Consider the following 12,463-nt stretch of genomic DNA (forward strand, 5'->3'; position numbering starts at 1 on the left):
TAGAATAAAAGAAAAAATGAAAAGAATTGTTTGTTTAGTTTTTATAGCCTTTTTTATGTTTCAGGCATATAGTCAGAAAGCAACAGTGACTAGCCCTGATGGCCTATTATCGGTAAATATTTTCCTTGATAATGGTATTCCTATGTATGCCGTTGAGTATAAAAATAAGACTATGCTAGAAAAGTCTCCATTAGGTATTATTACAAATGAAGGTGACTTTAGTAAAGGACTCGAATATATTTCAAAAAAAGAGGGAGCAGTAGATAAAAAATATACACAAGATAAAATAAAGCAATCAGAGATCCATTATAATGCAAATTCTTTGATTTGCACATTTCAGAATCCAAGAGGGAATCAAGTATCTATCCTGTTTCAGGTTAGTAACAATAACATTGCTTTCCGTTACGAACTTCCAGAATGGGGTGAGAGAAAGGCTTGTGTTATAGAAAAGGAAGCTACCGGTTTTAAATTTCCTCAATCGACTACAACCTTTTTGTCATATATGATGAGTCCGATGCAAGCCTTTGCCCGTACTTCACCGAGTTACGAAAGTGGTTATACTAATGATGAACAAGTAGGAAAACCAACCCACGAAAATCAAGGATATGTTTTTCCCGGTCTATTTCGTATAAATGATGCCGGCTGGGTTCTTGTTTCAGAAACAGGAGTTAACAGTTTGTATTGTGCATCGCATTTAAGTGATGGTACGCAAGAAGGCTTATACACAGTAGCATTTCCGGATAAAAGGCAAAATAACGGATTTGGCAGCACAGGTGCTCAGGTTAGCCTGCCCGGTATTACGCCTTGGCGTACGATAACTGTAGGAGAAACACTCAAACCTATTGTAGAAACTACTATTCCATTCGATGTTGTTGACCCTCTATATCAAGCAAGCCAATCATATAAATATGGCCGAGCAACTTGGAGTTGGATTGTATGGCAAGATAATAGTATGAATTGGGATGATCAGGTAAAATATATTGATCTGGCTTCTGAAATGGGATACGAATATATTTTGGTGGATGCATTATGGGATGTAAATATCGGCTATACAAAAATTGAAGAGTTGATAAAATATGCGAAATCAAAAAATGTAGATGTGTTCTTGTGGTATAATTCTAATGGAGGCTTTAATGATGCTCCTCAAGGTCCAAGAAATAAAATGAACACATCTATTTCGCGTAAAGAAGAAATGAAATGGCTAAAGAAGATTGGGGTTAAAGGATTGAAAGTTGACTTTTTCGGTGGTGATAAGCAAGAGACAATGCGCTTGTACGAAGATATTCTTTCAGATGCTAACGATTATGAGCTGATGATTATTTTCCATGGATGTACTCTTCCTCGTGGTTGGGAACGTATGTATCCGAACTATGTGGGTAGCGAGGCTGTATTGGCGTCTGAAATGCTTGTGTTTTCGGAAGGTGTACGGGAGAATGAGGCATTCTTTTCGACACTGCATCCGTTTATTCGCAATACGGTAGGATCTATGGAGTTTGGTGGTGTATTCTTGAATAAATTCCTGAATAAAGGGAACAAGCAAGGACAAAAGCGATTGACGACCGATGCTTTTCAGCTGGCAACAGGTATTTTATATCAGAATGCTGTTCAAATGTTTGCTCTTACACCTAATAACCTTACAGATACACAAGGCTTCATTCTTGATTTTATGAAAAAAATACCCACAACTTGGGATCAGACATTATATATTGACGGATATCCGGGGAAATATGCTGTGATTGCCCGCCGTAATAATGACCAATGGTATGTTGCCGGAGTAAATGCCTTGAAGGAAACTCAGAAGTTAAAATTAAACTTGCCTATGTATGCCGGTAAGAAGATCAAAATGTATAATGATGATAAAAATAGAGAAACCTATTTGAAGGAAATAGAAGTGAAACAGAATGGAGATGTAGAAATATCTATTTTGTCTCAGGGAGGATTTGTATTAACTTATTAAAATAAATTATGAATATAAGATTAACTCTTTTAAGCTGTTTTGTGTGTCTTTTTGTTATTAATTTATCACAAATTAAAGCACAGTACCCACTTATACAGACAAGATATACAGCTGATCCGGCTCCAATGGTATATAACGATACCGTATTCCTTTATACCACCCATGACGAGGACGATTCTCAGGGATTTAAAATGCTCGACTGGTTGCTTTATACCTCTACGGATATGGTAAACTGGACAGATCATGGGACTGTTGCATCATTAAAAAGTTTTAGTTGGGTTACAAAGGATAATGGAGCTTGGGCTCAACAAGTTGTTGAACGAAATGGTAAATTCTATATGTATTGTCCGATACATGGGCAAGGTATTGGCGTTTTAATATCTGATTCTCCTTATGGACCATTTAAAGATCCTATAAACAAACCACTTGTCTGGCAAAAAGAACATTGGGAGGATATAGATCCCACAGTTTTTATAGATGATGATGGACAGGCATATATGTATTGGGGGAATCCGAATGTTTATTATGTGAAGCTGAATGAAGATATGATTTCTTATTCTGGAAATATTGTGAAATTAGATAAGAACCCTGAGCATTATCAGGAAGGACCATGGGTATATAAACGAAACGGACATTATTATATGGCTTTTGCCGCTACTTGTTGTCCCGAAGGATTAGGGTATGCCATGAGCGACAAACCTACAGGCCCGTGGACAACCAAAGGATATATAATGAAACCAACTCAGCGTACAAGAGGAAACCATCCCGGTGTAATTGATTATAAAGGTAGTTCTTATGTGTTTGGATTGAGTTACGATTTAATGCACCTAGAAACCTTCAAACATCATGAGAGGAGGTCGTCTATGGCAGCAAAAATGCATTATAATGCGGATGGAACTATTCAGGAAGTTCCATATTGGACAGAGAATGTATTGGAGCAAATTGAATTATTTAATCCGTATCGCAGAGTGGAAGCCGAAACTATGGCTTGGGGATATGGTTTGAAAACGGAAAAGATGCCTGATGGCAGAATTTGTCTTACCGGAATAGATGATAATGAATCATTGTGTGTTCGTGGTGTTGATTTTGGTAAAGGAGCAAAAGAATTTTCAGTGCTTGCAGCATGTAATGTAAATGGTGGTTATATCGATATTCGCCTAGATAGTACCAGTGGCCCTTTGATCGGCACATTAGAAGTAACTCGTTCGGGTGCAATGGACAGGTTTAAGCTGATGTCGTGTGCAGTAAATGGTGCTAAGGGGGTACATGATCTTTATTTCTGTTTTAGAAGCACCTCTCAGAAAAATAACTTGTTCTTCCTTGATTATTGGGAATTTAAATGAAATTAGAATCCGAAAAAAATATGAAAGAGAAAATATACTTAATAATGTTGGCAATATTTATGCCAACATTATTGCAATCGCAGAATCCGATCATACAAACGATGTATACAGCCGATCCGGCTCCAATGGTGTATAATGACAGATTATATGTTTATACAACTCATGATGAGGATAACTCTACATGGTTTACAATGAATGATTGGAAGTTGTATTCTACAGATGACATGGTTAACTGGACAGATCATGGTGTAATTCTGAAATATACAGACTTCGAATGGGCAAAAGGTGATGCTTGGGCGCCTCAATGTATCGAGCGTGATGGGAAATTTTATATGTATGTACCTGTTATATCCGGAATAAATAATAGGGGAGCAATCGGTGTTGCGGTAGCAGATAGTCCGTCTGGCCCTTTTTATGATGCTCTTGGTGAACCTTTGGTACAAACAGAATGGGGAGATATCGACCCTACAGTATTCATTGATGATGATGGTCAGGCTTATCTTTACTGGGGAAATCCCAAGTTGTATTATGTTAAGTTAAATGAAGATATGATCTCTTATTCGGGCGATGTAGTCCGTGTTCCGATGGTTGCAGAATCATTCGGCAAAAGAGAAAATAATCCGGAGAGACCGACTTCATACGAGGAAGGACCATGGTTATATAAGCGTAATAATCTTTATTACTTATTTTGGCCGGGAGGCCCTTTGCCCGAATTTATAGGATATTCGACAAGTAAAAGCCCTATAGGGCCATGGAAATATGGTGGTATTGTTATGCCTACAGAAGGTAAATCTTTTACAAACCATCCCGGAGTGATCGATTTTAAAGGGAAAACTTACTTTTTCTATCATAATGGAGCACTGCCTGGTGGAAGCGGTTTTACAAGGTCTGTCTGTGTTGAGGAAATGACGTTTAATGCAGATGGTTCTATCCCCCAATTGAAAATGACAGAAGGAATTAAGCAAGGAATAGAGACTCTCAATCCTTATCGAAAAACAGAAGCAGAAACAATTGCATGGTCTGAAGGTATAAAGGCATCTCAAAATAAACAGGTTGGAGTCTTTGTGACCGCAAAAAAGGATGGGGCATACATAAAAGTTAGAGATGTTGATTTCCAAAACAAAGGAGCTTCTAAGTTTTTTGCACGAATAGGAACTACTCATAATGCAAATGTTACATTTGAAATTCGTCAAGATAAACTAGATGGGGCTTTACTCGGTACAATAAAAGTTCCACGTACCGGAGGCAGTGACAGATGGAAGTTGGTTTCGATTGATGTCCCTAAGATAACAGGTGTTCATGATCTATATTTCGTTTTCAAAGGGCCTCAGAATACTGATGTCATGTACTTTGATTATTGGAGGTTTGCTGAATGATATAATACTTTTATAATCAATTATATCTTCAGATTTTACTATTAAATATGCATTTATATGAAAAAAAATATTCTTTTTATTGTATTGTTTTTTATGTCACTTCATATGTCCATTGTAGCTCAGGATAAGTTTCATGTTTTTTTATGTTTTGGGCAATCCAACATGGAGGGGCATGCGAAGATTGAAGCACAAGATACTATTGATGTAGATGGTCGTTTTATGATGTTGCAAACGGTTGACTGTCCTGAACTGGGACGTTTTAAGGGAAACTGGTATAAAGCTATTCCACCATTAGCACGATGTCATACAGGACTTAGTCCGGCTGATTATTTTGGAAGAACTATGGTTGCAAATCTTCCGTCAGATACGAAGGTTGGTGTAATCAATGTTGCGGTAGGAGGTTGTAGAATAGAACTCTTTGATAAAGAAAATTTTCAATCTTATGTAGACCAATCTCCAGAATGGCTCAAAAATATGGTTAATGAATATGATGGCAATCCTTATGCCCGATTGATAGAAATGGCTAAGCTGACTCAAAGTCAGGGTGGTGTGATTAAAGGAATATTACTTCATCAAGGTGAATCTAATAACGGAGAAACTGATTGGCCGGAAAAAGTCAGAAAAGTATATGACAATATACTAAAAGATCTCAATCTTGAGCCGAATTCAATCCCCTTACTAGCCGGAGAACTATTAGATGAAGAACAATATGGCGCATGCGCAAACATGAATTTAATAATAAATACTTTACCCAACGTTATACCAAATGCCCATGTTATTTCTTCAAAAGGATGCGAAGGGGTTAAAGACCGATTGCATTTTAGTGCTGTCGGATATCGAACTTTAGGAACTAGATATGCAGAGAAAATGCTGCAATTGTATAAAGAAAGTTCATTAAAGAAGTAATTAAAGTGTACTTATGGAAAAATATTATTGTAAATTATTATTCTCCGTACTTTGCTTGTTTTCTTTGATATCTTGTAATCATAATAAACATATCGAAGTTACTCCATGGGAGACAGGAGCTTTTGAATCGCAGAAATATAGGAATCTTTTTACTGAAGTAGGATACTCTAAAGAACAGGTTGATGAGAAATTACAGGGAATATTTCAAAATCTCTTTTTCGGTCGAGATAAGATTTACTTTGAAGTCGGAGATTCAATGGCTTACATATCAGATGTCAAAAATCATGATGTGCGGACAGAAGGAATGTCTTATGGAATGATGATTGCCGTACAACTGAATAGAAAGGATATTTTTGATCGTTTATGGCGTTGGAGTAAAAAGAATATGCAACATCAAGATGGACCTTTTGAAGGTTATTTCGCATGGAGTTGCAAAACCGATGGAACGCCTAATGCAAAAGGACCGGCGTCTGATGGAGAGCTCTATTATATTACTTCTTTGATATTTGCATCTAATCTTTGGGGAAATGATGAAGGAATTGATTATTTGAAAGAAGCTCAGAATATACTTAACTGTTCGATGAATAAGGGTGGGGGAAAGGAAGGAGTGACTAATCTTATCGATGCAGAGCACAAACTGATTACTTTTGTGCCTTTCAGAGGGGCCGCTCTGTTTACCGATCCATCGTATCACATTCCTGTATTCTATGAAGTTTGGGCTAAATGGGCAGAAGATGGACGTTCTGAATATTGGAAAGAATGTGCTCGCTCTAGCCGAGACTATCTGCATAAGGCTGTACATCCTGTAACAGGCTTAACTCCTGATTATTCATATTACGATGGAAGGCCATTTCGTACTGAATATGGTATTGTAGGTGAAGATTTTCGATTTGATTCATGGAGAGTCCCTTTGAATATAGCATTGGATTATTCGTGGAGTTGTGCAGACAAAGAATGGCAACAAGACTATGGCACTAAGATACAAAGTTTCTTATACTCTCAAGGCTTGGAAATATTTGTAGACCAGTATACGATTGATGGAGGAATGGTTTCTGATACATTACCGGCAGGGAACTATAAAAAGAATTTAAGACACTCCTTAGGATTAGTTGCAACAAGTGCTGCAGCAACTACAATGTCTACTTATCTTAAGCGGAGTGAATTTGTTCATCATCTTTGGAATTCTGAACATAAGCCATACGAAGATGGATTTTTCGATGCATACTATGATGGACTATTGTATTTGTTTGCTTTTATGCATTTAAGTGGAAACTATAAAATAATATTTCCGTCCTAACTATTAAATATCTAATTATTATGAAAAACTGTATTTTGCTGTTTATTTTAGTTCTGTCTATTGCCTCTAAAGCTACAGCACAAGATTTAGAAGGAGGTATTTCATCTGAGTACAATATTCCTGAAGGTCAATATCCTATAGTGAATAGAGATTTAAGTGCTACATTCCGCATACAAGCTCCTTCTACGCAAAGCATGCAAGTTGATATATGCGGGAAAAAATATCCGATGACAAAAGATGCAGCCGGTATATGGGAAGCAACAACCGACCCATTGGTAGTAGGATTTCATTACTACTTCTTATTGATAGATGGATTATCTGTAGTAGATCCCGCCAGCCAGACGTTTTTTGGTTGTGGAAGAATGGCGAGCGGTATAGAAATTCCGGAACCTAAAACAGAATCTGCCTATTATTCGTATCAAAAAGATATTCCTCATGGACAAGTTAGAGAATGTTATTATTTCTCGAAAGTAGAGGAGAAGCAACGTAGATGTTTTGTATATACGCCTGCCGAATATGAAACAAATCCTACAAAACGCTATCCTGTGCTGTATCTTCAGCACGGTATGGGCGAAGACGAAACTGGCTGGAGCAGACAAGGAAAAATGGCTTTTATTTTAGATAACCAGATAAGTGAAAAGAAGTGTGTTCCGATGATTGTTGTAATGGATTATGGTAATTGTGGATATATACATGGAACTAAAAAAGGAGAATCTCAGAAGGAGTTTGGAGCATTATTTACCCCAATACTTATAAATGATATTATACCCTATATTGATTCAAATTTCCGGACCCTTTCGGATAGAGATAACAGAGCCATGGCCGGTTTGTCGTGGGGAGGTCATCAGACATTTGAGACTACATTGAATAATATAGATAAGTTTTCGCATATAGGAGCTTTTAGTGGTGCTCTTTTCTTTTTGAAAGAAGACAATATAAAGAAAGCCTACAATGGAGTTTTTGCTCAACCTGATGTTTTCAACAAAAAAGTTCATACTCTTTTCTTAGGTATGGGTTCAGAAGAGGGAATGGGTAGCAAGCGCATCAGTGATTTCTTAAAGGAAAATGGGATAAATAATACATATTACGAATCTCCAGGAACTCATCATGAGTGGCTTACTTGGAGACGATGCCTTAATCAATTTTTACCTCTAATATTCAAACAAAAACAATGAAAAAGCTGTTTTTTCTATTCAGTATATCTCTCATTTTATTGGTAAGTTGTACTACATCTAAGGTGAAATCATTTGTAGATAACAATTATGATACACCTATTGGCTTCGATCAATACAAACCGGATGTAAGGTATGGTGTGGTTAACGATGTCAGTTATTTTTCGAAGACAACCAATAGCAATAGGCCCGCTAAAATAATTTTACCGCCAAATTATGATAAGAATAAGAAATACCCGACCTTATATCTTCTTCATGGTTTGGGAGGAAATGAGAATGACTGGTTTGGCGGCAATCCGGATCAAATTATATCGAACTTACTCGATGAGGGAAAATGTAAAGAAATGATAGTTGTTATTCCCAATATCAAAGCCAGGCATGATAGTGTGAAAGTTGCCCCGGAGTTTTACTCTGTCCAACATTTTAAGGAATATGATAATTTTTTGAATGACCTTCAAAATGACCTGTTGCCATATATAGAGAAAAATTATCCGGTACTTTCCGGACGAGATAATCGTGCTGTAGCAGGTCTATCCATGGGAGGTCGTTCTGCTCTCCATATTGGAATAGAAATGATTGATGAATTTGCATATATCGGAGCATTCACTCCTGCAGTAGGTGTTCTGCCTTATGATGTAGAGAAAGGTCTTTTTACACAAGAAACGCTTACAGTGCCTTCAAAGTATAAGAAATCAACTTTGATAATGATAGTAAAAGGAAGCAATGATGATGTCGTAAAAGAATGGCCAGAAGTATATAATAACACACTTAATAAGAATGGAGTAGAACATATCTATTACATTACACCCGGAGGGCACGATTTTGATGTATGGAAGAATAGCCTGTATAATTTTGTCAGACGAATATTTCAAGAATAAACAAGTTTTACTTATTAGAGAATATAATATAGATCGTAGTTAAGTGTTTAACTATCTGTGTCTTTATTCTAGTTGTTGTATATTCATACTTTTGTCTGATGACGCAATATTATATATTGAATACGAGTCGGATAGATAATTATAAAAAAGATGGTATATTTGCATGTAATAAGTGTTTGTTATACACTCTATTGTTTGTTTTTAATTTAAATAAATTGAGATGACACCATCATTCTATAAAGAGCAAGAAAAATTCTATATATCCGTCGACTGTATAATACTTGGTTTTAAAGATGATAAAATGTACTTACTTATTTCGAAGCGAAAATTTAACCCATTAGAAGGTCATGATACACTCATGGGTGGATTTTTGCGTTCGAATGAACATCTTAATGAAACAATCTCTCGTGTTGTTTATGAATATACCGGTATTCAGAACGTATATATGGAAGAGGTTGGTGTATATGGCGATATTAATCGTGATGAAGGAGAACGGGTTGTGTCTATCGCATATTATGCATTGATTGATCTGGAATTGTTCGATGATAAACTTTGTAAGGTTCACAATGCCAGATGGGAAGAAGTGGATAAAGTTGGAGAATTAGTTTTCGACCATAACCAGATGCTATCAGATACATTAGTGATACTTAGACGAAAAGCTGCGGCTCAGCCTATCGGTTTCAATTTATTACCAGAAAAATTTACTTTACCTCAATTGCAATCCCTTTATGAAGCAATCTATCAAACAAAATTAGATAAACGTAATTTCAGAAAGAAGATGCTGGAAATGAATGTTTTGGAAAAGCAACAGGATAAAGATAAATCAACCTCGAAGCGAGGTGCTTTTTACTACAAATTCAACAAAGAAAAATATGATGAATTATTGAAAAAAGGGTATTCCTTTTTTTCATATGTTGATTAATATTGGTTACATACCATTAATATTATCGTAAAAAAGAACCAAGACTTGGCAAGTCTTGGTTCTTTTTTACTTTAATGTAAAGGTAATACTAAACAGCTATTTATTTTCTAATAACCTAACCTCTACAATTTTCGGTGTTGTATGTTCTTTGTTTGCAGTAAATTTAATATCTAATATATCTTTTGTCCTCTCACTTTGGGGGATATCTAATAGTATAAATTGGATTCCCGATTCTGGCTTATTATCTATACTTAGATTCTGAAGTTTCTCTCCATTGACTGAAATTTCATAAATGCTTGGTTTATCAGAAGCTAGATATTTGACATATACAACTTTGGCTTTTTTCTCTTTGTTTCTCATTTGATAACTAAACCAATCTTTTGCTTCCCGCCAGTGAATGTTCTCGAATGATCCTGCATTCGATTCTTCGAATTGTATAAAGTGATCTGATTCCGGTTGTTGTTCTCCACAAGCTACCTTATCTATGGTTTTAGAATCCAGTTTTATACGTTCTTGTTCCTCTCGTTTTATTTGTTCATGCAAACTAGCCAATCCTTCAGTTGTTGTTTGGGGCAAATATATAATATAGCGAGACTCATGCAGTCTGAAAAAAGGAATAAATTCCAATTCTGACGGATATTGGGTGGAATAAAGGCTACTCAACAAGAACGTTAAAGGTTTACCCGGTACAGGTTTAATTTTTGAAGTAATATCTTCTTTATCGCTAACCAATAAAGGCATTTCGGACAAAGGAAGAAGAGTTCCGTGTGCTATATGTCCACCACGGCTATCATCAGCAAACAAACCAGTCATATCTTCCTGCCCTGTTTTCGCAGCAAGAACAATAGGTCCATATCGAAATGAATAGTAATTTGATTTGTCAGGAAGTTGCTCCGCAACAATAGTCATCGGTAATTCTACGCTTATGCGATCTCCTTTTTGCCAAGTTCTTTTTATTGCAATATAACCATTCTTTAGAACTCCAGCATATGTTTTTCCATTCAGCCTAATTTTCATTGTTCCTTTTTCTACCCATGATGGATATCGTACATGCACTGTAAATTCACTTTTTTTCTTAGGGTTTACAGTGATTTCTGTTTTTGATTCGTCGGGGAATTTATTATCCTGAACGATCTCAACATTTTTTTCTTTCCAGTTTAATGAAGAAGGAATGAATAGGTTTACATATAAATCATCACTTGTGTGTGCATAAATCATTTCTCCATATTTTGCATGGCTTTCTATTCCTGATCCAACACAACACCACATACTGGTTTGAGGCTGCGAATATACACGATAATGTCCGGGGCGCAATTGTGTGAAATAAACTAAGCCTCCCGTTTGAGGATTTTGACTTGAAAGGATATGATTATATAATGCTTTTTCGTAATAATCAATATATTTTTTATCTAAGGATGTTTGATAAAACATTTTAGATAGACGGAGCATATTGTATGTATTACAAGTCTCGGGACCTTCATTACTTGTTATCATACTCGAAAAATCATTTGTTGGGTGGAAGTGTTCTCTTACACTATTTCCACCTATACATACCGAGCGATGCTCTACTACAGTTTCCCAAAAGAAACGAGAGGCCTCCGACCAAGATTCATTCCCTTCGATATCAGCAATACGTTTAAAACCTAAAACTTTAGGAATTTGCGTGTTTGCGTGTAATCCTGTTAGTTTATCTTCATGAGCTAATAATGGGTTTAGTATTAATTGGTGAGAAAACTGATGAGCTAATTTCAAATATTTTTCATTTTGCGTTATTACGGCAACATCCGCAAAAGTTTCGTTTAGTCCTCCGTGTTCGCTGCGCAGCATATCTTGTATTTGCTCTTCAGACAAATTCGATACTAGTTTTATGGCCCAGTCTGTCATTTTAATTAACATATCCTTTGCTGTCTCATTCCCTGCAATAAGGTAGGCATCACGTAAGCCTGCATAAGTCTTATGAATATTGTAGAGAGGAACCCACCTGTTATTTAACCCAAAACCAGAGGCTCGAATATCACCTTTGGCTATTTCCTCCCAAATAGCCTTTCCGCCCGGAACACCTCCAATGTATCCATTACCATTTTTATCCTGACATCGTTTCAATTCATTTATCATATAGTCAAGACGATTTTTTATCTGTTCATCTCCTGTAGAAGCATACATCAAAGCAAGAGCTGAAACATAATGCCCTCCGATATGTCCGTCAAGACCCGTGTTTTCCCAATTCGTGTAACTCTCTGCCTTTCTCTGCAATCCAGCTTCTCTTAAGAATGGTGCCAAAAGTCTATCTGCATCTAAATCTAAAAGATATTTTTTATCAAGATCCTGTGCCCTTTTGAAAGGACTATCCAATAACATTATGTCTTTCAGATCAAAATAGTTGATTTTAGGAGTAGTTTCCTGAGCACAAAGGTGAATAACACAAACGAAAGAGAATATTGTTGTAAATAATTTCTTCATTGATATTGATTTAATTTCTATACATAAATACTATTAAAAATAGACAAGCTGATATACTTCTGGTTGGTTAACGAGCCATTCTGTATATCAGCTTTGTTTTTTTATATTACTTCAGATATTCTTTGACCTGTTTATATACATTATCAGGTGTA

Annotated in this window: 9 protein-coding genes; 8 read left to right on the forward strand and 1 reads right to left on the reverse strand. The window is 36.2% G+C overall.

Annotation, left to right across the window (positions count from 1 at the left end; translation table 11 throughout):
* Positions 1 to 16 precede the first annotated feature (16 nt).
* From PKC55_RS13645 to PKC55_RS13680, 8 genes are all read left to right on the forward strand, one after another.
* Positions 17 to 1,957, forward strand: coding sequence for a glycoside hydrolase family 97 protein (locus PKC55_RS13645; protein ID WP_291130129.1), 1,941 nt, complete (start codon positions 17 to 19; stop codon positions 1,955 to 1,957).
* Positions 1,958 to 1,965: 8 nt separating this feature from the next.
* On the forward strand, positions 1,966 to 3,300 hold the full coding sequence (locus PKC55_RS13650) for a glycoside hydrolase family 43 protein (RefSeq protein WP_291130126.1): 1,335 nt from the start codon (positions 1,966 to 1,968) through the stop codon (positions 3,298 to 3,300).
* Between the two features lie 20 nt (positions 3,301 to 3,320).
* Positions 3,321 to 4,676, forward strand: a complete 1,356-nt coding sequence (locus tag PKC55_RS13655) for a glycoside hydrolase family 43 protein (RefSeq protein WP_291130123.1) — start codon at positions 3,321 to 3,323, stop codon at positions 4,674 to 4,676.
* 93 nt (positions 4,677 to 4,769) lie between these two features.
* Positions 4,770 to 5,582, forward strand: a complete 813-nt coding sequence (locus PKC55_RS13660; RefSeq protein ID WP_291130120.1) for a sialate O-acetylesterase — start codon at positions 4,770 to 4,772, stop codon at positions 5,580 to 5,582.
* 13 nt (positions 5,583 to 5,595) lie between these two features.
* A complete protein-coding gene (locus tag PKC55_RS13665) occupies positions 5,596 to 6,879 on the forward strand; it encodes a family 8 glycosyl hydrolase (protein ID WP_324373430.1) in 1,284 nt (427 codons plus the stop codon).
* 20 nt (positions 6,880 to 6,899) lie between these two features.
* Positions 6,900 to 8,054 (forward strand): alpha/beta hydrolase-fold protein, encoded by a 1,155-nt coding sequence (locus tag PKC55_RS13670; RefSeq protein WP_324373431.1) that lies wholly within the window; start codon positions 6,900 to 6,902, stop codon positions 8,052 to 8,054.
* A complete protein-coding gene (locus PKC55_RS13675) occupies positions 8,051 to 8,929 on the forward strand; it encodes an alpha/beta hydrolase (protein ID WP_324373433.1) in 879 nt (292 codons plus the stop codon). The genes PKC55_RS13670 and PKC55_RS13675 overlap by 4 nt, the downstream gene beginning before the upstream one ends.
* 220 nt (positions 8,930 to 9,149) lie before the next feature.
* The gene (locus PKC55_RS13680) at positions 9,150 to 9,851 is read left to right on the forward strand and encodes an NUDIX hydrolase (RefSeq protein ID WP_291130112.1); all 702 of its coding nucleotides are present in this window, start codon (positions 9,150 to 9,152) and stop codon (positions 9,849 to 9,851) included.
* A gap of 96 nt (positions 9,852 to 9,947) precedes the next feature.
* Here the strand turns inward: PKC55_RS13680 and PKC55_RS13685 are convergent, their stop codons facing one another.
* Positions 9,948 to 12,311: a beta-L-arabinofuranosidase domain-containing protein gene (locus PKC55_RS13685; RefSeq protein WP_324373436.1), complete on the reverse strand. Its 2,364-nt coding sequence runs from the start codon at positions 12,309 to 12,311 to the stop codon at positions 9,948 to 9,950.
* Between the last annotated feature and the right edge of the window lie 152 nt (positions 12,312 to 12,463).

Origin of the sequence: Dysgonomonas sp. (genome assembly GCF_035323175.1) — a bacterium.
Taxonomy (GTDB): Bacteria; Bacteroidota; Bacteroidia; order Bacteroidales; family Dysgonomonadaceae; genus Dysgonomonas.

What these genes read in the sequence shown, in the direction of transcription:
- PKC55_RS13645 (WP_291130129.1), top strand. Translation starts at nt 17, where the DNA reads ATGAAAAGAATTGTTTGTTTAGTTTTTATAGCCTTTTTTATGTTTCAG.
- PKC55_RS13650 (WP_291130126.1), top strand. Translation starts at nt 1,966, where the DNA reads ATGAATATAAGATTAACTCTTTTAAGCTGTTTTGTGTGTCTTTTTGTT.
- PKC55_RS13655 (WP_291130123.1), top strand. Translation starts at nt 3,321, where the DNA reads ATGAAAGAGAAAATATACTTAATAATGTTGGCAATATTTATGCCAACA.
- PKC55_RS13660 (WP_291130120.1), top strand. Translation starts at nt 4,770, where the DNA reads ATGTCACTTCATATGTCCATTGTAGCTCAGGATAAGTTTCATGTTTTT.
- PKC55_RS13665 (WP_324373430.1), top strand. Translation starts at nt 5,596, where the DNA reads ATGGAAAAATATTATTGTAAATTATTATTCTCCGTACTTTGCTTGTTT.
- PKC55_RS13670 (WP_324373431.1), top strand. Translation starts at nt 6,900, where the DNA reads ATGAAAAACTGTATTTTGCTGTTTATTTTAGTTCTGTCTATTGCCTCT.
- PKC55_RS13675 (WP_324373433.1), top strand. Translation starts at nt 8,051, where the DNA reads ATGAAAAAGCTGTTTTTTCTATTCAGTATATCTCTCATTTTATTGGTA.
- PKC55_RS13680 (WP_291130112.1), top strand. Translation starts at nt 9,150, where the DNA reads ATGACACCATCATTCTATAAAGAGCAAGAAAAATTCTATATATCCGTC.
- PKC55_RS13685 (WP_324373436.1), bottom strand. Translation starts at nt 12,311, where the DNA reads ATGAAGAAATTATTTACAACAATATTCTCTTTCGTTTGTGTTATTCAC.